The 22,950-nt window shown below is 59.3% G+C and carries 21 protein-coding genes; 5 read left to right on the forward strand and 16 right to left on the reverse strand.

What is annotated here, in order from left to right:
- The 8 genes from QZ766_RS05625 to QZ766_RS05660 form a co-directional block, all read right to left on the reverse strand.
- On the reverse strand, positions 1–1,470 hold a 1,470-nt coding region (locus QZ766_RS05625; protein ID WP_297198498.1), incomplete at its 3' end, for a heme lyase CcmF/NrfE family subunit.
- Positions 1,467–1,937 (reverse strand): cytochrome c maturation protein CcmE, encoded by a 471-nt coding sequence (gene ccmE / locus QZ766_RS05630; protein ID WP_297198501.1) that lies wholly within the window; start codon positions 1,935–1,937, stop codon positions 1,467–1,469. The genes QZ766_RS05625 and ccmE, both read right to left, overlap by 4 nt.
- Entirely contained in the window at positions 1,930–2,157 is a 228-nt protein-coding gene (gene ccmD, locus QZ766_RS05635; protein ID WP_297198504.1) for a heme exporter protein CcmD, read from the reverse strand. Before ccmD ends, ccmE begins: the two co-directional genes overlap by 8 nt.
- Entirely contained in the window at positions 2,150–2,896 is a 747-nt protein-coding gene (locus QZ766_RS05640) for a heme ABC transporter permease (protein ID WP_297198554.1), read from the reverse strand. Before QZ766_RS05640 ends, ccmD begins: the two co-directional genes overlap by 8 nt.
- Before the next feature lie 43 nt (positions 2,897–2,939).
- Positions 2,940–3,599, reverse strand: a complete 660-nt coding sequence (gene ccmB, locus QZ766_RS05645; protein WP_297198507.1) for a heme exporter protein CcmB — start codon at positions 3,597–3,599, stop codon at positions 2,940–2,942.
- Positions 3,593–4,219 (reverse strand): cytochrome c biogenesis heme-transporting ATPase CcmA, encoded by a 627-nt coding sequence (ccmA, locus tag QZ766_RS05650; protein WP_297198556.1) that lies wholly within the window; start codon positions 4,217–4,219, stop codon positions 3,593–3,595. Before ccmA ends, ccmB begins: the two co-directional genes overlap by 7 nt.
- 251 nt (positions 4,220–4,470) lie before the next feature.
- Positions 4,471–5,985 carry a right-handed parallel beta-helix repeat-containing protein gene (locus QZ766_RS05655; RefSeq protein ID WP_297198510.1) on the reverse strand — a complete coding sequence of 505 codons (1,515 nt, stop codon included), beginning with the start codon at positions 5,983–5,985 and terminating at the stop codon, positions 4,471–4,473.
- A gap of 383 nt (positions 5,986–6,368) precedes the next feature.
- Positions 6,369–7,475, reverse strand: coding sequence for an AI-2E family transporter (locus QZ766_RS05660; protein WP_297198513.1), 1,107 nt, complete (start codon positions 7,473–7,475; stop codon positions 6,369–6,371).
- Positions 7,476–7,657: 182 nt separating this feature from the next.
- Here QZ766_RS05660 and QZ766_RS05665 point away from each other — a divergent pair, with 182 nt between their 5' ends.
- Complete coding sequence (locus QZ766_RS05665; protein ID WP_297198515.1) at positions 7,658–8,539, forward strand: pirin family protein; 882 nt, start codon at positions 7,658–7,660, stop codon at positions 8,537–8,539.
- Positions 8,540–8,803: 264 nt separating this feature from the next.
- On the opposite strand, the gene dgcQ is transcribed toward QZ766_RS05665, so the two are convergent.
- From dgcQ to QZ766_RS05705, 8 genes are all read right to left on the reverse strand, one after another.
- On the reverse strand, positions 8,804–10,495 hold the full coding sequence (gene dgcQ, locus QZ766_RS05670; RefSeq protein WP_297198559.1) for a cellulose biosynthesis regulator diguanylate cyclase DgcQ: 1,692 nt from the start codon (positions 10,493–10,495) through the stop codon (positions 8,804–8,806).
- Between the two features lie 332 nt (positions 10,496–10,827).
- Complete coding sequence (locus QZ766_RS05675; protein ID WP_297198518.1) at positions 10,828–11,013, reverse strand: DUF2158 domain-containing protein; 186 nt, start codon at positions 11,011–11,013, stop codon at positions 10,828–10,830.
- Between the two features lie 77 nt (positions 11,014–11,090).
- Complete coding sequence (locus QZ766_RS05680; RefSeq protein WP_297198520.1) at positions 11,091–11,999, reverse strand: DUF808 domain-containing protein; 909 nt, start codon at positions 11,997–11,999, stop codon at positions 11,091–11,093.
- A 111-nt stretch (positions 12,000–12,110) separates the two neighbouring features.
- The gene (locus tag QZ766_RS05685; protein ID WP_297198523.1) at positions 12,111–12,608 is read right to left on the reverse strand and encodes a very short patch repair endonuclease; all 498 of its coding nucleotides are present in this window, start codon (positions 12,606–12,608) and stop codon (positions 12,111–12,113) included.
- The gene (gene dcm, locus QZ766_RS05690) at positions 12,592–13,992 is read right to left on the reverse strand and encodes a DNA (cytosine-5-)-methyltransferase (protein ID WP_297198583.1); all 1,401 of its coding nucleotides are present in this window, start codon (positions 13,990–13,992) and stop codon (positions 12,592–12,594) included. The genes QZ766_RS05685 and dcm overlap by 17 nt, the downstream gene beginning before the upstream one ends.
- Before the next feature lie 93 nt (positions 13,993–14,085).
- Positions 14,086–14,775 carry a phosphohydrolase gene (locus QZ766_RS05695; protein ID WP_297198526.1) on the reverse strand — a complete coding sequence of 230 codons (690 nt, stop codon included), beginning with the start codon at positions 14,773–14,775 and terminating at the stop codon, positions 14,086–14,088.
- Between the two features lie 58 nt (positions 14,776–14,833).
- On the reverse strand, positions 14,834–15,298 hold the full coding sequence (locus tag QZ766_RS05700) for a nucleoside deaminase (RefSeq protein WP_297198529.1): 465 nt from the start codon (positions 15,296–15,298) through the stop codon (positions 14,834–14,836).
- 193 nt (positions 15,299–15,491) lie between these two features.
- The gene (locus QZ766_RS05705; protein WP_297198532.1) at positions 15,492–17,267 is read right to left on the reverse strand and encodes a sigma-54-dependent Fis family transcriptional regulator; all 1,776 of its coding nucleotides are present in this window, start codon (positions 17,265–17,267) and stop codon (positions 15,492–15,494) included.
- A 486-nt stretch (positions 17,268–17,753) separates the two neighbouring features.
- On the opposite strand from QZ766_RS05705, the gene ygeW reads away from it, so the two are divergent.
- From ygeW to hydA, 4 genes are all read left to right on the forward strand, one after another.
- Positions 17,754–18,941 carry a knotted carbamoyltransferase YgeW gene (gene ygeW / locus QZ766_RS05710; RefSeq protein WP_297198534.1) on the forward strand — a complete coding sequence of 396 codons (1,188 nt, stop codon included), beginning with the start codon at positions 17,754–17,756 and terminating at the stop codon, positions 18,939–18,941.
- Between the two features lie 63 nt (positions 18,942–19,004).
- Positions 19,005–20,204, forward strand: coding sequence for a diaminopropionate ammonia-lyase (gene dpaL, locus QZ766_RS05715; protein ID WP_297198538.1), 1,200 nt, complete (start codon positions 19,005–19,007; stop codon positions 20,202–20,204).
- A 61-nt stretch (positions 20,205–20,265) separates the two neighbouring features.
- Entirely contained in the window at positions 20,266–21,477 is a 1,212-nt protein-coding gene (locus QZ766_RS05720) for a YgeY family selenium metabolism-linked hydrolase (RefSeq protein WP_297198541.1), read from the forward strand.
- Positions 21,478–21,541: 64 nt separating this feature from the next.
- Positions 21,542–22,948: a dihydropyrimidinase gene (gene hydA / locus QZ766_RS05725; protein ID WP_297198544.1), complete on the forward strand. Its 1,407-nt coding sequence runs from the start codon at positions 21,542–21,544 to the stop codon at positions 22,946–22,948.
- The last annotated feature ends 2 nt before the right edge of the window (positions 22,949–22,950 follow it).

A 22,950-nucleotide genomic window follows, 5' to 3' on the forward strand; every position in this document is an offset into this window, starting at 1 on the left:
GCTGCGGCTGAGCTTGCGCAGCCCCTGCCACAGCGCGTGCCGGTCGGTGGCCCGTTCGACCACTTCCGTGAGCGTCAGGATAAAGGCCCAGACCGCCATCAGCAGCCCGAGCACGGTCATGGCTTCAATGCGGTCCTGCAGCAGCCACGGCAGCAGCAGCGCCAGCGCCACGGTGGCGACAAGAGCCAGCAGCAGGCGAGCGCGCAGGCGCTGCGGCTTGTCGCGCCGCCAGCGCACCAGCGGCCCGACGCCCAGCAGCAGCGCGAACGGCACCATCAATACGCTGAACAGCGAGTTAAAGAACGGCGCGCCGACAGAAATACTGCCCAGCCCCAGCTCTTTGTGCACCAGCGGCAGCAGCGTGCCGAGCAGTACCACCAGCATTGCCGCCACCAGCAGCACGTTGTTGCCCAGCAGCAGCGTCTCCCGGGACCACAGCTCGTAGCGCACCCGGGCGCGGATTTTGCCCCCTTTCACGGCGTACAGCAGCAGCGATCCGCCGATGACAATAATCAGAAACGCGAGGATGAACATCCCGCGGGACGGATCCGAGGCGAAAGAGTGCACCGACACCAGCACGCCGGAACGCACGAGGAAAGTGCCCAGCAGGCAAAGAGAGAACGCGGAGATAGCCAGCAGCACCGTCCAGGCCTTAAAGCTGCCGCGCTTTTCGGTCACCGCCAGGGAGTGCATCAGGGCAGTGCCCACCAGCCACGGCATCAGCGACGCATTTTCCACCGGATCCCAGAACCACCAGCCGCCCCAGCCCAGCTCGTAGTAGGCCCAGCCGGAGCCGAGCACGATGCCGATAGTCAGGAACAGCCAGGCCGCCTGAGTCCACGGGCGCGACCAGCGCGCCCAGGCGCTGTCGAGGCGTCCCACCATCAGCGAGGCGATAGCAAAAGCGAAGGCTACCGAAAAGCCGACGTAGCCCATGTACAGTAGCGGCGGATGGAAGATAAGCCCGATATCCTGCAGCAGCGGATTCAGATCCGCCCCTTCGATGGGAAACGCCGGCAGCGTGCGCAGGAAGGGATTAGAGGTAAGAAGAATAAACAGCAGAAAGCCGGTATTGATCATCCCCATCACCGCCAGCACCCGCGCAACCGCCTCCAGCGGCACGTTGCGGCTCAGCAGCGCCACCGCAAAAGTCCAGCCGCTCATCAGCAGCACCCACAGCAGCAGAGAGCCTTCGTGGGCGCCCCAGGTGGCCGCGACCCGGTACCAGACCGGGAGCTGAGTGTTGGAGTTATTGGCGACGTAGACCACCGTAAAGTCGTTGACCACAAAGGCGTGAACGAGAATAAGGAATGCCCCGACGATGGTAAGAAACAGCGCCCAGCTCAGCGGCCGGGCCAGCGCCATCATTCGGGTATCCTGGCGCAGCCCGCCCCACAGCGGGTAAACGCTCAGCAGCGCGGCAATCCCGAGCGCCAGACAGAGTAAAAAATTGCCAATCTCCGGCATCATGAGCGCGGTTCTCCTGAGTTCGGACGATGATTTTCTTCCATCGCCTGCTTCACTTCCGGCGGGGTGTAATTTTCGTCGTGCTTGGCCAGCACTTCCCTGGCGCGGATATGCAGCGGCGCGTCAAGCTCGCCCTGGGCGACAACGCCCTGCCCTTCCCGGAACAGGTCCGGCAGGATCCCCTCATAGCTGACGCTGACCACGCCGCGGGCGTCGTACAGCTTAAACGTCACTTTCAGGGAGCGGCTGTCGCGCTTGACGCTGCCCGGCATCACCATTCCGCCGATGCGCAGACGCTGGCCCACCTCCGGCTTGCGGCCGTCTTCATTCTTGCCGTAGATAACTTCGCCGGGGGTGTAAAACAGATCGATATTCGAGCGCAGGGCGTACAGCACCAGCACCGTGGTCAGGCCGATGCCGAGCAGCACGGCTATTGCCAGCCAGAGCCGGGTTTTGCGGCGGCTATTCATTTCCGGCCTCCTGCGCGGCAGCGCGGCGGCGGGCGGCGGACATGCGCCGGGCGCTGGCCTGCTGGCGGCGAATGTCGCGCAGCAGCGCGGCACGCTGCCAGCGGGTGTGCAGCACCAGCGCCAGCAGCGGGAGCAGCGTAAAGGCCACCGCCAGCCAGACGTAAAAGGCGTAGCCGCCCATCAGCCAAAAATCGTGCCATGAGGCAAACGCGCTATTCACGAGAGGCTCCTTGTTTCTCGGCGAGGGCTGCAGCCCACGGGCGGCGGCGCTCCTGGAACAAAATCAGGTTGCGCAGGCGCATCAGGGTCAGGGTGGCAAACAGAGTCAGGAAGGCGAAAATGGTCAACCGCAGCGGAGTGCGCATGCTCGGATCGATGGTCTTCTGCATATTGGTGGAGCCCTGATGCAGGGTATTCCACCACTCCACCGAGAAGTGGATAATCGGCAGGTTTACCACGCCCACCAGCACCAGGATCCCGGCGGCGCGCCCGGCAAGGCGCTTGTCGTCAAAGGCGTTATACAGCGCAATAGCGCCAATGTAGAGGAACAGCAACACCAGCTCGGAGGTAAGCCGCGCGTCCCAGATCCACCAGGTGCCCCACATCGGCTTGCCCCAGGCGGAGCCGCTAACGAGGGCGATAAAGGTGTAAACCGCCCCCACCGGCGCCATCGCCGCCGCGGTGAGATCTGCCATCTTCATCTGCCACACTAGGCCGATAAAGGCGGCAATCGCCATGGAAGCGTAAATTCCCATCGACCACATGGCCGCCGGGACGTGCAGATACATGATCCGGTAGCTTTGCCCCTGCTGATAATCCGCGGGCGCAAACACGAAGCCCCAAACGCAGCCCGCCGCCAGCAGCAGCGCGCTGAGAACGGCCAGCCACGGTATCAGCTGCCCGCACAGCCCGTACAGGCGCTCTGGTTTTGCCAGTTGATGTAATCCCTTCATAGTCATTACTGTCATTGCTCAAATTGCCAGATTGAAATTGTGATTGTGGTTACTGCACGCTGATGCGCAGCGCCGCCGCAGTTGCAAAGGGGCTCAGCGTGGCACAGCCCGCCAGAAACGCCCCAAGAATAGCCAGATAGCCGTCCACCGGCAGCAGCATCTGCGCCGCATCCACCGCCGCGGTGGCAAAAATTAACAGCGGGATCGTCAACGGCAGCACAAGCAGGCTCAATAACACGCCGCTGCGCCGCAGCCCGACGGTCAGCCCGACGCCAATCGCCCCGAGGAAACTTAAGGTCGGCGTGCCCAGCAGCAGAGTCAGCGCCAGCGTCTGGCCGCCCTGCCACGACAGGCCAAACAGCAGCGACACCAGCGGTGAAATTAGCAGCAGCGGCAGGCCGGTGACCGTCCAGTGGGCCAGCACTTTTGACAGCACCACCCCGGAGAGCGGTACCGGCATCAGCATCATCTGCTCCAGGGAGCCGTCCAGATAGTCGTCGCGAAACAGCCTGTCCATGCCCAGCAGCGCGGCGAGCAGCGCCGCAACCCAGACAATGCCCGGCATTATGCGGGTCAGGGTCTGCGGCTCCGGGCCGATCCCCAGCGGGAACAGGGTAATAATGATCAGAAAAAACCACAGCGGGTTGAGAATTTCGGCGCTGTTGCGAAAGGCCAGACGCAGATCGCGTAAAAACAGGGATTTCAGCATAGGGGCGGCGCTCCGTTTTCGCTCAGCAGCAGCGTGCGCAGCGGTACGTCGAGCGGGCGCAGCGGCTGGTGGGTGGTCATGATGACCGTTCCGCCCTGCAAGACGTGCTGTTCAATGTGCCGGGTCAGGGTTTCGACACCGGTTTTGTCGAGCGCGGTAAACGGCTCGTCGAGGATCCACAGCCTGGCGCGGGTAAGCCACAGCCGCGCCAGCGCCACCCGGCGCTGCTGGCCGGCAGAGAGCTGAGCAACCGGCGTCTCTTCGTATCCCACCAGATCCACCTGCTCCAGCGCCTGCCAGCGTTGGTTAAGTGTGCGGCCAGGATGGTAAAAACGCAGATTTTCATCTGCGGTCATGATCCCTTTGATCCCAACCCGGTGCCCCAGCCACAGCAGCTGCCCGTGCCATGCTTCACGCTGGCGGGATACCGGTTCGCCCTGCCACAGGATCTGCCCTGCTCCGGGCTGCGCCAGCCCCGCCAGAAGGCGCAGCAGCGAGGTTTTACCGGCGCCGTTATCGCCGGCAATTTGCAGAATTTCGCGCGGCTGCAGCGTAAAGGAGAGCCCGCTAAACAGCAGGCGATCGCCGCGCTCGCAGGCAATATCAGTGACATTCAGCATCAGAGTAGGTTTGTTTCGATCGTCCATTTCACCGAGCCGGGAATTACGTTAAGGTCAGTTTCCCGCAGGCCGTTCAAAAACGCGGCTCATCGCCCGCGCCGCCGCCCGCTAAGGCCCAAAGCGGCATAGTATACCCTTATAAATGAACCGGAGTCTGTGGCGACTTGTGACAAATCATCATTTCAATTGTTAAGCGCAAAAAGACGGCATGCCAGAGCACGCCGTCTTCCTCGATGAGATAATTGCGGGGATTATTGAGCGAAAGCGCCCAGGGTTGGCACTTCCGTGGCGCTGACCGGAGTGCCGGCGTAATCTTTGCCGCCGTTGTCAGCAATCACTTTCCCGGCGTTGCGGGCCGGCGAGCCGGACTGCAGCGCGAATGCAGCAGGATTGGTTTCGCTGACCGGTCCCACGAACTGCGGATCGAGGGACAGACCGTCTTTATTGTTGCCGCCTTCCGGGTTATTCGGCAGGGTGCCGACGCCGATGAAGTCGTTATTGTAGAAGCTGAATTGCTGGCCCGCGCGGGTTGAAAGCTTCATTTCCGGTCCGCTATTCACCACGATATTGTTGGCCCACTCCACTTCGACATTCGGGGAGTTGTCGTTCTGGAAGAAGAGGACGGTATCTTTACCCTCGTGATAAATGGTGTTGTTGTAGATTTTATTACCCTTTGAGACGCCCGGGCAGACCTGGAACAGCCGCGCCTTATCGTTGTAGCTGACGTTATAGCGCATGATGGTGTTGTTAGTGACCGCGCCGCTGTAGGGGCAGAGCAGCAGCAGGCCACCGGCGTTATTGTGGCTGTAGTTATACTGGAACAGCGTATTGATTGCCCCACCGTCGGCATCAAAGGACATCCCGTCGTGGGAGTTACCGCCGCCGGAGACGTCGTTGTACTGCACCGTCACGTCCTGGGTGTTGAAAGCCCAGATCCCGGCATTGTTCTCTTTGGAACGCAGCTGGAAGCCCGCCAGGGTATTGCGCTCAATCAGCGCGCCCTGCACGGTATCGATTTTAATGCCGTCCCCGGCGATAGAGCTGAGTTTGTTGCCGCGAACAACTACGCCGGTGCTCGGCGTCCACGGGCCGACGCCGCTGGTATCCTGCTTGCCCACTTCCGCGCGCTTGTTCCACAGGGATTTAAAATAGATGCCGGAGCGATCCACGTCATAGATGGTGTTATTGTCGATGGTCAGCTTATCGAAATTAGAGGGAGAGTTGGTCCCCATAACAGAAATAAGGATCCCTGCCGAGCCGGTGATTTTTTTATTGTCGCCACCGCGCACGTTGTGAATGGTCAGATTTTTTACCGTAACGTTTTTAGCCACGCCGTAGTCTGCCAGCCGAAGCTGTACGCCGTTGCGCTCGCTGCCGGGGCTGGCGGCGTTGATGACCTCCAGATCCTGAAGCGTGACGTTGACCATATTTTCAATCAGGATCGCATCGTGAGTACCGTTCCCGTCAATCAGCGGCGCTTTACCGCTGCCGCTCTTGCCAATGATCACCGGCTGGCTGTCGCTGCCGCCGCCCTTCGGCTTGAAAGAACCTTTACAGACGCTGCCGCTGGCGAAAAATACCTTGTCGCCGGGCTTCAACGTTTGCTTGTTAATTTGATCGAGCGCGTTAAACGGAGAGGCCGCACTGCCGTCCCCGGCGGTAGTGGCCTGACAGGCAACATAATAATCGCTGGCCATTGCGGTACAGGGTAACGCCATTACCCCAATAATTGAAAAAAGAACACGCTGATAGCGGCTGGTGGACATATCCTCTCCTTACTGTTGTTATGGAAATTAAGTTCGCAGGTGCGACAGGGAGTATTGCCAATATTATTTCTGCGGTTTTTACATCCGCAGAGGGCAGGAAGAATTTCCTGCATTCCTGGTGATTTAATAGCGACTGAAATAAGGCATGGATGAACTATTTCAGCAGCCAGCCTCAATCTAGTACAGAAAACATCAATATTGCAAATTCTTAAAACATTGTTTCAAATGATTAACCCTTTATTTTGCTAATGTTATTGAGCCAGGTTTAATCATTTTTTCACGCCAATTGTACAAAGCAGCCCGCGTGTAAAATGCATCAGGTAGTCAGCCTTAAGCCACAAAAAAAGCCCGCGCGAGGCGGGCTTAAAAACGTTAACTGTCGGTTATTCCGGAGGATTTTCACCTTCTTTAATAAAGGTATCGTCAATCTCCTCGATATTGCCCTGATGATCGCGACCGGAGAGTAAATTCCAGCAGGCGATAAACAGTGCGGCGATCAGCGGCCCGATCACGAAGCCGTTAATACCGTAGATTTCCATCCCGCCGAGGGTTGAAATCAGGATCAGATAATCAGGCATTTTGGTATCTTTCCCCACCAGCAGCGGGCGCAGGATATTGTCCACCAGGCCGATAACAATCACGAAGAAGCCGATAATGAACGCCCCCTGCCAGATGTGCCCGGTTGAGAATAAGTAGATGACTGCCGGCACCCAGACAATCGCCGATCCCACCGCGGGCACCAGGGAGAGAAACGCAATCAGCGCGCCCCACAGGATGCTGCCGTCAATACCAACGATTTTGAAGGCGATCCCTCCCAGAATCCCCTGCACGATGCCGACCACCACGGTGCCTTTTACCGTGGCTCTGGACACCGCCGCAAACTTCACGAACAGATGGTGCTTAACAAAGTTCGACAGCGGCAGCGACTCCATGATCTGCCTGACCAGCCACGGGCCGTCTTTAAGCAGGAAGTACAGTAGGTAGAGCATGATGCCGAAGCTCACCGCGAAGCCAAAGGTGCCCTTACCAATCAGGAAGGCGCTGCCTGCCAGGTACTGACCGCCCTTAAGCGCCACCGACGACAGCTTCTCCTGAATCTGCGCGGTATTGTTCAGATCGTGCTCGGCCAGGAACGACTGAGCCCATGCAGGAAGATGATTGAGCAGGCTGGCAAACACTTCCGGAAGCTGGGTGCGGTTGTGCTGCAGCTTCTCGTAAACCATATTCAGTTCAATCGCCAGCGACGAGAGGATCAACATTAAAGGGATAAAAACAATCAGGCAGATAAGCAGCACCGTCAACAGCGATGCCGCGCCGTTGTGGTCTTTCAGCATGCCGCGCAGTTTATTCTTCACCGGGTAGAAAATAACGGTAAGAATCGCCCCCCAAAATACGGCTGAAAAGTAAGGTGCCAGTATCTCGAAAAATGCCCACGTTACTAATGCCAGAATAAGGATAAAGAATCCCTTGGTCATTCCGTTAAATCTCATCGTGCCATCCTGTAAATACTCATTAAGAACTCTCGCACTATAGAACCAATTTTCGAATTTACAAGTTTACACTGCGCGACTTTATCGGCGCGGCGTACGTCACGGGAAAAAGCCACCGCTGGCATTTTGCCGCGGTTCAGGCTAAAAATGGCTGACCTTTATCTTTCAAGGATAATTCCACTATGTCTATTCATCCTGCCGCCCGCCAGCGCATCAGCACCCGGGTAAAAGATGTCGGCGGCATTGCCGTATCCCGCGCGCTACCGGTACGCGAGCGGCGAACTATCGGCGCGTGGTGCTTTCTGGACCACGCCGGCCCGGCGCTGTTCGAATACGGGCAGGAGGGTCTGCAGGTCGCGCCGCACCCGCATATCGGGCTGCAGACCTTTACCTGGATGCTCGACGGTGAGGTGCTGCACCGGGACAGCCTCGGCTACCGCCAGCGCATTCGCCCCGGCCAGGTCAACCTGATGACCGCCGGGCGCGGCATCGCCCACAGCGAAGACACGCCCGCCGGGATCGACCGGCTGCACGCCGCGCAGCTGTGGATTGCCCTGCCCGAAGCGGAGCGCGATATGGCGCCGCGTTTCGATCACTATCCCGACCTGCCCCGCTGGCAGGACGGCGGCGTTAACTTCACGCTGCTGGTAGGCGACTACGGCGCACACCGCGCCCCTACCCTGCACTTTTCGCCGCTTATCGGCATCGACATTGCGGCCCAGCAAGCGGCTTCGGCAGATCTGCTCCTGCGCGAGGATTTCGAGTACGGGCTGTTCGTGCTGGAGGGTAGCGCCGCCGCTGACGGCGAGCCGGTCGCTGCGAACGAGCTGCTGTATCTTGGCAAAGAGCTCACCTCGCTGGCGGTATCGCTTTCGGCAGGCGGCCGGGCGCTGCTGCTCGGGGGTAAAAAGCTCAACGAGCCGGTGATGATGTGGTGGAACTTTGTCGGGCGCAGCAAAGCCGAGCTGCAGGCGGCGGTGGCCGCATGGAACAGCGGCGATCCGCGTTTTGGCCGCGTTGTCGATGACCCGCGCGCGCCAACCCCGTCCCCCATCATGCCCTGACCGTCCGGTGGGCGCACCGCGTCCGCCGCCTTTCCCGCCCACAAAGCAAAAAAAAGGCCGATCGCGGGGGCGATCGGCACAGAAATTTGCTTGCGCAAAATCTTTGAAAATTCGTTACATCGGGAAAATACGATGTGGCGAGACTTTATCGGGAACGGTTCCGTCCCGCAAGTTATTTTCATCATTTATATTGCAATTTTTTAGGATATATCCTCTAGGGTATTGCAATACCATCAGTGCTTTATGCTGCTTATCCATAATACATTAGCATGACTCACCTATTCCGTCGCGGCAGCATACCCGATTTCGGCCCTGCTGCTTGGCCAAATACAGGCGCTTATCGGCAACGGACTGCAGGTGCTCAATGTCGTAGCTGTCGTTTTCATCGCTGGCGCTGATACCCAGCGAGGCGCTTATCCGCACCGACTGGCCGCAGGAAAGGAGTATTTCACGGCGGTAGATGCGTCCGCGAATGCGCTCCGCCACCGCGCAGGCCTCCTCGAGGGAGGTATCCGGCAGAATAATGCAAAATTCCTCACCGCCTACACGGCCAATGAGATCCCCCTCGCGTATTTTTTCCGCCATCATGGCGGCGGTCTGGCTTAGCACCTTATCCCCCGCCTGGTGGCCGTAGGTATCATTAATCCGCTTAAAGTGATCGAGATCGAGCTGGATCACCGCCAGCGGCTCGCCCCTCGCCTCGCAGGCGGCGGCCACTTTTGCCGCCGCATCAAACAGCGAGTTGCGGTTGTACAGCGCGGTGAGTCCGTCGTACCACGCCTGCCACTGGAGAGACGCCTGCAGCGCGCTCATGTTGTGCACCATCCGCCGGATCACCGCCCACGAGAGTAGCAGCAGCGAGGTGAACAGCAGCCACAGCAGCCCAAGCGCGATCGACATTTCGCCAAAGTCGCTGCGCACGCCCTCGGAAAGATAGTTCACTCGCAGTACCACGCCGTCGAAGCAGCGCAGCTTCTGCCAGCTTACGTAGCGGGTATCGAAGCGCAGGCCGCCGCGGGTGTCCTCCTCAAAGGCGCGGGATAGCTGCGCTTTCTCCACCGGACTAAACCCATCGGCTGAACGGCTTTCGTTCATAAAAGCTATCGGCGTCAGGCTGCTGTCATACAGGCGGAAGTCGCTTGCCTTCTCGCCCTGAATGGCACGTTCGAGCAGCTCTCTCATCTGCGCCGGCGTAAAGATCATCGACAGCACGCCGTACCAGTAGCGCTCAAAGTCCAGCGGCAGGGAGGCCACAATCTGCCGCCCGTCCTGATTGCTCGCCTCGCCGTTAACCATTGACCAGCGTATGCCCCGGGCGGGGTTACGGCGCCCGGTCTGGTTCACGAACCAGGGTTTCGCAATCAGGGCGCTGAACGCGGCAACGGTATCGTCCGCGGAGGCATCAGTGTCGCTGGTCAGGTAATATCCCGCCCGGGAGACATAGTAAAATTGATACGGCGCGCTGTTGTAGGCGCTGGCGAGGCGCAGGAGATAACCTCCTTCAAGTGCGGCGTACAGCTCATCGTCCTGCTTTGGCGTATCCCGGGAGAGCAGCGGCGTGGCGGCAACCCGGGCATCGGAAATGCCGAACACTTTCAGGGTACGCTGATTGTTGAGGTAGACGGACCAGCTGTCCTCGGCGCGCTTGCTCTGATAAGCCTCGCGAGCTTGCTGCAGTACCGACCATCCCAGAGGATTTTCCAGCGCGGACTGCATCCCGCTGCGGTAAAAAAAGAGCTGCCCGGTAGCCATCTGCAGTTCGCCATCAAGCTGGTGGGCCACATCGGCGATGGAATTACGCTGGCTGGCGACCCACGAATCCTCCAGCACCACAATTTCGCGCCAGGTCAGCAGCGTGGCGAACAGAATTACCGTAAAAAAACAGACGTTGACCACGCGCCCCGGATTTTTAATCCCGTTCACCGCCAGGGGATTGTTGGCACGCGCAGTTAGCAACACAGAAACACCATTGTTATTCTCAGACTGGATTGAATACAGCAACGCCCGGCACTGGCCGGGCGTTGAGGTTATACCCGTCATACTTCAAGTTGCTTGGGCGTTGGCTTTATCACTCGGCTCATCCATGAGCCTCGCCCTGAAGGGCCGCCGCTTTGCGGCGTTCAAATCTGTTCCTGACAGATTTGTCGTTCACCCCGGTCACATACTTATGTATGCTCCCGGGGATTCACTCACTTGCCGCGTTATTCGGCCTGCGGCCTCACCCCTACGGGGTCAGCGCTAGCGCTGCTCAAAGCATCAAGGATGCTTTGTCAAGCAACTCGAATTATTTAGGGTATATACGCTTGCCCCTGCGGACTGTCGCCGGGAACAAGTTCATCTTCACGAAACGCCTCCCGCTTGACGCTGAAGCCGTCGTACCAGCGGCACTCGACCATTCCGCTGGCGTAACCGGTCACCACCATCGCGGGACCGCCGCTTTTTACCTTTACTTCATCACTGACCAAAAAGACCATAACCGCCTCCGGTATCAGATGAAACGTTTTCACCATAGCGTAAGTCCGGCTATTTTGCGTAACGAGGCGTGCGTTATTTACTTTTTACCACGCAGCTTTGCAATCAGGTTGACCACGCCGAGCAGCACCATGCCCAGCGCCAGGCCAAGCACCAGGTTGCACAGCGCGGGCAGCGCGCTTTCGACCAGCCCGCCGAAGCCGGCAGCGTAATGCTCAATAATATGGTGCAGCGGCGCGATGCCGTGAACCACGATGCCGCCGCCCACCAGAAACATGGCCAGGGTACCGACGATGGTCAGAATTTTCATCAGCCACGGCGCCAGCACCAGCAGCCCTTTACCGACGCCTTTCGCCAGCGCGCTTTGCCGATCCGCAAGCCAGTAGCCCATGTCGTCAAGCTTTACGATAACGCCCACGATGCCGTAAACCCCGATGGTCACCAGCACCGCGATCCCCGACAGGATCAGCACCTGGTTGAGCAGCGGCGCGTCAGCCACGATACCGAGGGTGATCGCCACGATCTCGGCCGAGAGGATAAAGTCGGTGCGCACCGCGCCTTTGACTTTGTCACGCTCGAAGGTTTTAGGATCCTGGCCCGACAGGGCCTCCAGCCGCTTCTGGCGCGCTTCGGCATCGCCTTTATTTTTACGGGCGTGCAGGCTGTGCAGTACTTTCTCTGCCCCTTCGTAGCACAGATATGAGCCGCCGAGCATCAGCAGCGGAGTGATCGCCCACGGAATAAAGGCGCTGATCACCAGCGCCAGCGGCACCAGAATCACTTTATTGAGCAGCGAGCCCTTCGCCACGCCCCACACCACCGGCAGCTCGCGGTTGGCGCGCACGCCGCTGACCTGCTGGGCGTTAAGCGACAGATCGTCACCCAGCACGCCGACGGTTTTCTTCGCCGCCACTTTCCCCATCATCGAGATATCGTCCAGCAGGGTGGCGATATCATCCAGTAACGTTAACAGACTGCTTCCGGCCAAAATATTTTCCTTCGTAAATAAGTACTCTCAGAGTCGATACCCAATAGTATGAAGCAAAAAATGCCGCTTACCCACGTCGGGCTGGAATCAAACGGAATAGTTTCAGAATAATCAAGATGAAAACGGCGTTTTAGCACCGGGGTCGAGCGCCGAAATACCGCGGGTGTCAATCTGCGCGCTGCCGCTGCCGCCGCAGATCCACTCTTCGAGCCGCGCGGCCAGGGCCGCGTCGTCAAGCCGCAGCCTGCCGCGCAGGGCGCACTCCCAGACCACCAGCACCCGCCAGCCCTGCCCGGCCAGCTGTGCGATGTCGCGCCGGTCGCGGCGCACGTTGCCGTCAATTTTAGCCAGCCAGAAATCGGTGCGGGTGGCGGGGACTTTGAACAGATAGCAGTCGTGGTGGTGCCAGAAGCAGCCGTGGGTAAAAATGATGCAGCGGTACTCCGCCAGCACAAAATCGGGCCGCCCCGGCAGGCCGGCGTCCTGCACGGTAAAAGAGAAGCCCGCCGCGTTCAGCAGCCCGGCCAAGCGCTTTTCGATGGCGGTATCGCGGGTGCCGATGGCGCGCATGTTTTTGCTGCGGGTGGCGGGATTATGCACGTCCGCCATCGGCCTGCTCCTGCTGGCGCAGCGCCGCGGCCTGCAAAATGCGCGATTTAAGCAGCGCGGCCACCGCCGCAAAGGCCGGGACCACCACCGAGTTGCCGAACTGGCGGTAGGCCTGAGTATCGGAGACCGGAATGCGGAACTGATAGCTCCCCGGCGCTTCGAAACCCATCAGCCGGGCACACTCCCGCGGCGTCAGGCGGCGCGGCCGGCGGCGCTGGTTATCCGCATCGTCAAAGTCTTTTTCCCCCAGCGCTTTATCCCAGCCGCGATCGATTAAGATCTCCGCGCCGTCCTTGTAATAGCGGGCGGAAAGCGTGCGCGTCACGCTCTCTTCCCGAAGCGGATCCACCAGTCCGTAGCCGAAACCATTGCCCCGGGCCTGGTGCTTTTTAGCGTAGCGGTAGAGATACTTCCACAGCACCGGCGTGAGAATAAAACGCGCGTCCACCGTCGGCTCCAGCAGCGAGGCAAAGGTTGGCCGCCGCACGGGATAGCGCGACGGCAAATCCCGCAGGGTGAAGCCCGCCGCCAGATTCAGATCCCGGCGAAACCCCACCAGCACGATACGCTCCCGGTGCTGTGGCAGAAAATGTTTGCCGTCGATGATTTTCGGATCGTCCGGCCCCGCGTCGTCGGCATCGGCCACGTCGTAGCCCAGTTCGTCCAGGGTCTGCATAATAATGCGGAAGGTTTTGCCTCCGTCGTGGCTCTTGAGATTTTTCACGTTCTCCAGCACGAATATCGCCGGGCGGCAGGCGTTAATCACCCGCACCACGTCGAAAAACAGCGTGCCCTGCGTGTCGCAGGCAAAACCGTGGGCGCGGCCCATGGCATTCTTTTTCGAGACGCCGGCCAGCGAAAACGGCTGACAGGGGAAGCCCGCCAGCAGCACGTCGTGCTGGGGCACGCGGCAGCGGATGTGCGCCGCCGCTTCGTCGTCGCTCACCTCCGGGCGATGGCTCAAGGTGATGCTGCGGATATCGTCGTTAAACTGGTGGCTCTGCGGATCGCAGTACCAGTTGGCGCGATAGGTACGCACCGCGTGCTTGTTCCATTCGCTGGTGAACACGCACTGCCCGCCGATGGCTTCAAACCCGCTGCGGATGCCGCCGATACCGGCAAACAGATCCACAAAGCGAAACCCGTAATGGGGATGTGACGCGGGCGGCACGGGCAGCAGCCCCTGCAGGCGCTGCAGCTCGCGGTCGCCCAGCCGGCGGCTGATTTTACCGGTTTCAACCGCGCGCTTGAGGATAGCCGGGGTCCAGTGCTGCTCGCCGGCGTCAAGCAGCGTCGCCACCAGCGTTTTGATGCTGTAGATAGTCATCAGCTGCGTCACAAGCTCAAGGGCATCGGGCTTCCCGCCGCCGGCGCTCTCGTTCATCAGAAGGGATTCAGGATGTTGCTGGGTCATAATCGTTGCCGGTACAGTCCATTTTTCCCGAGAGTAGCATATTTCTGCCCCGCAGCCTCCGGCTCAGGGGATGAAGCGCCGCACAATCTCCGGGTCAAGCTGCTGAAAATCCCCCTTCAGCTCTGCCGACAGTTTTGCCATAAACTCCACCAGATAAGCCGCGCTGTGCCGCGCCATCTCGCGCCCGCGCTCGGTTTGCATGGTGTCCGGCAGGCCCAGCAGCTTGCGCTGAAAGTGGTCCAGCGCGTAGCGGGTATCGTCCAGCGCGCGGCGGTCGGCAAAGGGGTCTTCGGGGTCAAACAGCGCGAAGCCGAGCCGCCCTGCCACGGCGAACACTCGCGCCATGCCGATAGCGCCCAGCGACTCCAGCCGGTCGGCGTCCTGCAGGATGCGGGCCTCCGGGGTAAGCGGGTCTATCTGCGCGCTGTGGCTGTGGGCCTCAATGGCGTGGCGCACGCCGGGCAAGCGCGCCTCGGGGAAGTCCGGGAAATCGTCGCGCAGGATCTGCGCGGTTTTTTCAGCCGCCAGCACCGAGGAGCGGCTGCGGGCGGGATCGTTTTTAGCCAGGCTGACAATGTCGTGGAAGTAGCAGGCAGTCAGCAGCACCAGCGCGTCAACGTCCTCGCCTTCGGCCAGCCGCTGCGCCGTGGTCCATACCCGGCGAAAGTGGGCAATATCGTGACTTGGGTCGTCGGTCGCGTAATGTTTGGCAAACCAGGCATCAAAGCGCTGCTGCCAGCGTGGGATATCCATTATTCTCTCGCTTGTGTTATCGGCCCGAACGGCGGTGCCGTCCAGGCTCGGGTGACGCTTAGCCGTTGAGGGCCTGCCAGCGCTGATAGACCTTCAGCGCGTCGGGATCGGCCTTGCGGATCATCGGCAGGCGCCGCTGCTCAACGGGTTTAGCAAATTCGTCGTAAAAATTTTCCAGCTCGAAGTACTTGCGGTCGTCGCGATACCAGGTCACGTACTCCTCCCGGGTGGTGATGTAGAAGACCTGCCGCGGGCTGCAGTAGTAAAGCGCGCCCAGGCACATCGGGCAAGGGCTGGCGAGAATATAGATATCGCAGTCGGTGAGATTTTCCGTTCCCAGCGTGCGGCACGCCTCGCGGATAGCGAGGATCTCAGCGTGCGCCGTCGGGTCGCTGGTCTGGGCTGCCTGATTGGCGCTTTGGGCAATCACCTCGCCGTCCCGAACCACCAGCGTGGCGAACGGCCGCCCTCCCTGCTCAACATTATTCATGGCCAGTTCAATTGTCTGTTTTACGAAATCCATACTTTCTCCTTACGGGATAAATGCCCTTTTGTTTTGCGCGCTGCGCGCCCGCCGCCCTGCGGCGGGTGAGAAAAAGTATAGGCGTAACCCTGGACACATCAGGGGAATGACGAAGGGAAGCGGCCGCAGAGCCGCGGCATACAAGGCTTTGGCAGGCACGAGGCCCGCCACTTTAAGATAAGTCGTAAGGCCGCTAGCCGGCGGCGAGGTCGTATTTTTTGATTTTTCGGTACAGGGTGGCGATGCCGATACCCAGCTCGTCCGCCGCCTGCTTCTTGTTGCTGTAGCGAGACAGCGCCTCGCGGATCATCTGCCGCTCCATCTCCTCCAGCGCGGTGACGCTCTCCTCCTGCGAGGCCGGTGCGCTGCTGCTGCGTGCTGCCGAAGGCTCGGCAAGATCGCTGCTGCTGAGCAGGTTCGGCGGCAGCAGCGACATGTCGATGATCTCTCCGGAAGGCGCAACGTTCACCAGATACTCCATCAGGTTGCTCAGCTCGCGAATATTGCCCGGCCAGCGATAGCGGCGCAGCAGATCCAGCACGTCCTGCGCCACGCCGGGATAGACCAGATTCAGCCGCCGGGTATGCAGATGGAGAAAATAGTGGATCAGCAGCTCGATATCCTCCTGGCGCTCGCGCAGCGGCGGCAGGCGCAGGGGAATGACGTTGAGGCGGTAGTAGAGATCTTCGCGGAACTTGCCCTCGGCGATGTACTGGTCGAGGTTCTGGTTGGTGGCCGAAATAATGCGGATATCCACCGGCACCGGATGGCTGGCCCCTACCGGCTGGATCTCACGGGACTCGATGGCCCGCAGCAGCTTGGCCTGTAACGTCAGTGGCATATCGCCAATTTCGTCCAGAAACAGGGTGCCGCTGTTGGCCGCCTGAATCAGCCCGGTCTTGCCGTTGGCCGACGCGCCGGTAAACGCGCCTTTTACGTAACCGAACAGCTCGCTCTCCAGCAGCTGCTCGGGAATGGCGGCGCAGTTGATGGCGATAAAGGGCTTGGCCTGGCGGTCACTCAGCTTGTGAATGGCGCGGGCAACCACCTCTTTTCCGGTGCCGCTTTCGCCGACGATCATCACGCTCGACGGGCTCGGCGCCACGCGGGTAATCAGCTTTTTCAGCTGGCGCATGGGACGGCACTCGCCCACCAGCGCCTCGATTTGCGGCCCCTCCTGCCCGGCGCTGAAGTCGGCCGACGAGTGAGACTGGTGGAAAGCCATTAAGAACAGCCACTGGTCCTGCACCGCGTGCAGCTGACCGATAATCAGCTCTTTGCGGTCATCAAAAGAGATAATGTGCTGCATGTGGCCGTGCTTGAAGTTATCTTCAAAGGTCAGCGGCTGAAACTGTATTTCCTTACCAATCACACTGCTCTGGTTAAAGCCCATAATTTTCAGCGCGGTCTGGTTAGCAAATTTAACCTTTTGGTCATTGCCAATCACCAGCACGCCCTGATCCATATTTTCGATCATGGTTAAGAATATTTTCTGAATATTCTCGCCGCCGGCCTGATCCTGTAAAAAGCGCGAAACGACAATAGTAGAAACGTGGCGCACGTAGTCTGAAAACTCCTGAATATTGGCATTAATTCGCGCCTGCTGCTCGCGGGTTAATGCCACCAGGCTAATTACGCCAACGCACTGGTTCTGATAAATAACCGGGGTGCCGAGAAAGGCTTTTTCGGCACACTCCTGTTTATTTGTGCAATCCTTGCAAAGCGGGTCAAAACGGGAGTGGGTAACCACCTTCTCCTTTTTTGTATCAATAATGTAACGAAGAAGTCTTGAGTTTGTATTTAATTTTTGACCCAGCTGTTTGCTGAACATCCCTGTTCCAGCTACCCTGTAGAGCGCGCTATCTACTATCTCAACTTCCAGCTGCACTACGCTGGACAGCATTCTGGCAAACTTCTGAATGGTAGGCTGTATCTGCATTAACATCGAGGGTGTAGTAGACGGTATCATAATCGGCCTTTTAAAATTGCTCAGCTGGAACGTACCTGTACGTCTCATTTTCTTTTTTCTTTCCGCGATGATACCACCCACTATCACCCTTCACGTTGATACAGATAATGCTCCCGACCGCTCCTTATATTAAATATGCAGTCGCTATCACACTTTCATATCAATCTGATAAATTTGCGGCGGCTTTTATCATATTGACGAGAATACAAAACGATAATCCCGATATTTCAGCAGCCCGCAACTTTCTCTTCCTCACCCTTTCCTGACGTCGAGCGCGGACTTATTCCCGACATTGCCGCTCCCAGGCTTAAATTCGTGACAGGCTTCGCATAATACTGCGCTTTCAACCCCGGTTATCGACGATAGTGGGGAACTGGCACGCTTATTGTTAGTGATATTACAGCGCTGGCAGTCGCCCATTCGGCATCTCGCTCATCCGACCGCACAGCAATCAATAAGACTGTTATTCACGACCAGGATTGAAACATGAAAACTGTTAACGAACTGATTAAGGATATTAACAAACTGAACTCTCACCTCAGCGAAAAAGATTTTCTGCTGACCTGGGAGCAGTCGCCGGATGAACTTAAGCAGGTGCTGGATGTGGCCGCGGCCCTGAAAACCCTGCGCGCGGAGAATATCGCCACTAAAGTGTTCAACAGCGGCCTTGGCATCTCGGTATTCCGCGACAACTCAACCCGCACCCGCTTCTCCTACGCCTCTGCGCTGAACCTGTTAGGCCTGGCCCAGCAGGATCTGGACGAAGGAAAATCGCAGATTGCCCACGGCGAAACGGTGCGTGAAACCGCCAACATGATCTCCTTCTGCGCCGACGCCATCGGCATCCGCGATGACATGTTCCTCGGCGCGGGCAACGCCTACATGCGCGAAGTGGGCGAAGCGCTGGACGACGGCCACAAGCAGGGCGTGCTGCCGCAGCGTCCGGCCCTGATTAACCTGCAGTGCGATATCGACCACCCGACCCAGTCGATGGCCGACCTGGCATGGCTGCGCGAGCACTTCGGCTCGCTGGAAAATCTGAAAGGCAAGAAAATCGCCATGACCTGGGCCTACTCCCCGAGCTACGGCAAGCCGCTCTCGGTACCGCAGGGCATCATCGGCCTGATGACCCGCTTCGGCATGGACGTGACTCTCGCCCACCCGGAAGGCTACGACCTGATCCCGGACGTGATTGAAGTGGCGAAAAACAACGCGAAAGCCTCCGGCGGCAGCTTCCGCCAGGTCACCAGCATGGAAGAAGCGTTTAAAGATGCCGATATCGTCTATCCGAAGTCCTGGGCTCCGTACAAAGTCATGGAGAAACGTACCGAGCTGCTGCGCGCCAACGACCACGACGGCCTGAAAGCACTGGAGAAAGAGTGCCTGGCGCAGAACGCCAAACACAAAGACTGGCACTGCACCGAAGAGATGATGAAGCACACCCGCGACGGCGAAGCGCTGTACATGCACTGCCTGCCGGCGGATATCACCGGCGTCTCCTGCGACGCGGGCGAAGTGACCGAAGGCGTGTTCGAGAAGTACCGCATCCCGACCTACAAAGAAGCCAGCTGGAAGCCGTACATCATCGCCGCGATGATCGTTTGCCGCAAATACGCGAATCCGGGCCAGGTACTGGAGCAGCTGCTTAAAGAAGCGGAAAAACGCATTAAATAATCTCCCCCGGCTGGCCTGCTGGCCAGCCTCCTCCCTTTCGCCAATACATAATAAGGATCGAGTATGTCTGCTTTCTCGCTCAAAATGGACATTGCCGACAACCGTTTTTTTAACGGGGAGACGTCACCGCTGTTTTCGCGCCAGCAGGCGCAGCAGGCCCGCCATTTCCATCAAACTATTACCGGCTATCAGCCGACGCCGCTGGTGGCCCTGAATGAACTCGCCGCCCTGTTCGGCGTGCATAAAATTTTGGTGAAAGACGAATCCCGCCGCTTCGGCCTTAACGCATTCAAGATGCTGGGCGGCTCATACGCTATCGCCCAGCTGCTGTGTGAAAAATACCATCTGGATATCAACGCGCTCTCTTTCGACCAGCTGAAGTCGAGCATCAAAGAGAAGATGACCTTCGCTACCACCACCGACGGCAACCACGGCCGCGGCGTTGCCTGGGCCGCGCAGCAGCTGGGGCAGAACGCGGTTATCTACATGCCCAAAGGCTCCGCCCAGGAGCGCGTTGACGCCATTCTGCGCCTCGGCGCCGAGTGCATCGTCACCGACATGAACTACGACGACACCGTGCGCTTCACCATGCAGACCGCGCAAAAAAACGGCTGGGAAGTAGTGCAGGACACCGCCTGGGAAGGCTACACCAAAATCCCGACCTGGATCATGCAGGGCTACGCCACGCTGGCGGACGAAGCGGTTGAACAGATCGCCTCAATGGGAATCAAGCGCCCGACCCACGTTCTGCTGCAGGGCGGCGTCGGCGCAATGGCCGGCGGCGTGCTCGGCTACCTGGCTGATGCCTATGGCCCGAAAAATCTGCATTCCATTATCGTCGAGCCCGAACTGGCGGACTGCCTGTACCGCTCCGGCGTGAAAGGCGAAATCGTCAACGTTGGCGGCGACATGGCCACCATCATGGCGGGCCTGGCCTGCGGCGAACCCAACCCGCTGGGCTGGGAAGTGCTGCGCAACTGCGCCAGCCAGTTTGTCTCCTGCCAGGACGCGGTTGCCGCCCTCGGCATGCGGGTGCTCGGCAATCCGCTGGGTCAGGATCCGCGGGTTATCTCCGGGGAGTCCGGCGCGGTAGGCCTCGGCCTGCTGGCTGCTGTGCATTACCACCCGCAGCGCGACGCCCTGATGCACAAGCTGAAGCTCGATAAAAATTCCGTGGTGCTGGTGATCAGCACCGAAGGCGATACCGACGTTAAGCACTATCGCGAAGTGGTCTGGGAAGGCAAACACCCGGCCGCGCAATAACCGACTTTTAAATTCCGCCCGCCGCGCGGGCACTGGATTGTTAGAACTGGAGAACACGTTCATGGCTAAGCAAATTCCGTTCAAAGAAATCGTTGAGCAATCAAAAAAATACGAAAAAGAGATGACCCGCTTCCTGCGCGATATGATCGCCATTCCCAGCGAAAGCTGCGACGAGAAGCGCGTAGTGCACCGCATTAAAGAAGAGATGGAAAAAGTCGGCTTCGATAAAGTGGAAATCGACCCGATGGGCAACGTGCTGGGCTATATCGGCCACGGCCCGCGCCTGGTGGCAATGGATGCGCACATTGATACCGTCGGCATCGGCAACATCAAAAACTGGAACTTTGACCCGTACGAAGGCATGGAAACCGACGAGCTGATCGGCGGACGCGGCACGTCTGACCAGGAAGGCGGCATGGCGTCCATGGTTTATGCAGGCAAAATCATCAAAGATCTGGGACTGGAAGATGACTACACCCTGCTGGTGACCGGCACCGTGCAGGAAGAGGACTGCGACGGCCTGTGCTGGCAGTACATCATCGAACAGTCCGGCATCCGTCCTGAGTTCGTGGTCAGCACCGAACCTACAGACTGCCAAATCTACCGCGGCCACCGCGGGCGCATGGAGATCCGCGTCGAAGTTCAGGGCGTCAGCTGCCACGGCTCCGCGCCGGAGCGCGGCGACAACGCCATCTTCAAAATGGCACCGGTACTTACCGAGCTGGAACAGCTGGCGCAGAACCTGGGCAACGACGATTTCCTCGGCAAAGGTACCCTGACCGTCTCTGAAATCTTCTTCACCTCTCCGAGCCGCTGCGCGGTTGCCGACAGCTGCGCCGTGTCTATTGACCGCCGCCTGACCTGGGGCGAAACCTGGGAAGGCGCGCTGGAAGAGATCCGCGCCCTGCCTGCGGTGAAGAAATCCGGTGCGGTGGTCTCCATGTACAACTACGAGCGTCCGTCATGGACCGGTCTGGTTTATCCGACCGAATGCTACTTCCCGACCTGGAAAGTGGAAGAGAATCACTTCACCGTTCGCGCCCTGAGCAACGCCTACGAAGGCCTGTTCGGCAAAGCGCCGGTGGTGGACAAGTGGACCTTCTCCACCAACGGCGTATCGATCATGGGCCGCCACGGCATTCCGGTTATCGGTTTTGGTCCGGGTAAAGAGCCGGAAGCCCACGCGCCGAACGAGAAAACCTGGAAATCCCATCTGGTCACCTGCGCCGCGATGTATGCCGCCATTCCGCTGAGCTGGCTGGCAACCGAGTAATTGAGTCATTAAATCACTGTTGTGATCCCTCCCGCCGCGTCCGCGGCGGGATACTGAGGTTCCTATGCGCGTACTGATTAAGAATGGCCTTGTTGTCAACGCCGACGGACAGGTTAAGCAGGACCTGCTGATCGAAAATGGCCTCGTTAAGCAACTCGCCGACGCCATTGAGCCAGAACACCCCTGCGAAATTATTGACGCCGACGGCTGCTACGTGATGCCCGGCGGCGTGGACGTACACACCCATTTCAATATTGACGTTGGCCTTGCCCGCAGCTGCGATGACTTTTTCACCGGCACCCGGGCGGCGGCCTGCGGCGGCACGACCACCATTGTCGATCACATGGGTTTCGGCCCGGCGGGCTGCAACCTGCGCCACCAGTTTGATATCTACCGGGAATACGCCGCCTACAAAGCGGTGATCGACTACAGCTTTCACGGCGTGATCCAGCACGTAAACCACGGCGTCCTCGACGACATACCGATGATGGTGGACGCCGGGATCAGCAGCTTCAAACTCTACCTGACCTACCAGTACAAGCTGAACGACGATGAAGTTCTGCAGGCGATGCGCCACCTGCACCGCGCCGGGGCCCTGACCACGGTGCACCCTGAAAACGATGCCGCCATCGCCCAGCGCCGGGCGGAGTTTATTAACGCTGGCAAGACTGCACCCCGCTATCACGCCCTGAGCCGACCGCTGGAATGCGAGGCAGAAGCCATCGCCCGGATGATCAACCTGGCGCAGCTGGCAGGCAACGCGCCGCTGTATATCGTGCACCTGTCGAACGCACTCGGGCTGGACTATTTACGCCTGGCCCGCGCCCGCCGCCAGCCGGTGTGGGTAGAAACCTGCCCGCAGTACCTGCTGCTGGATGACCGCTGCTACGAGCGGGAAGACGCGCTTAACTATCTGCTGAGCCCGCCGCTGCGCAACGCCAGCAACAACGACGCGCTGTGGTGCGGCATCAGCGACGGGGCAATTGATACGGTAGCCACCGACCACTGCACATTCTCGTCGGTGCAGCGTAAAACCATCTCCGGCGGCGACTTCAGCCGCTGCCCGAACGGCCTGCCGGGGGTAGAAAACCGCCTGCTGCTGCTGTTCTCCCACGGCGTGATGACCGGGCGCATCAGCCCCGAGCACTTTGTGGCCCTGACCAGCGCCAATCCGGCGAAGCTGTTTGGTCTCTGGCCGCAGAAAGGCGTGCTGGCACCGGGCGCCGACGGCGACGTGGTAATTATCGATCCCAAACGCACCACCACTATTCGCCACGAAATGCTGCACGACAACGCCGACTACTCCCCCTACGAGGGTTTTATCTGCCAGGGCGCGATCCGCCAGACCCTGTCCCGCGGGCGGATCATTTTTAACAACGGCGCCTTTACCGGCAGCGCAGGACAGGGCCGCTTCCTGCGCCGCAGCCCGTTTTCCCCTGTCCACCTTCCGGTGGGCGGAACAGAGCATTAAAG

Origin of the sequence: uncultured Pluralibacter sp. (assembly GCF_913775985.1) — a bacterium.
Lineage (GTDB): Bacteria > Pseudomonadota > Gammaproteobacteria > Enterobacterales > Enterobacteriaceae > Pluralibacter.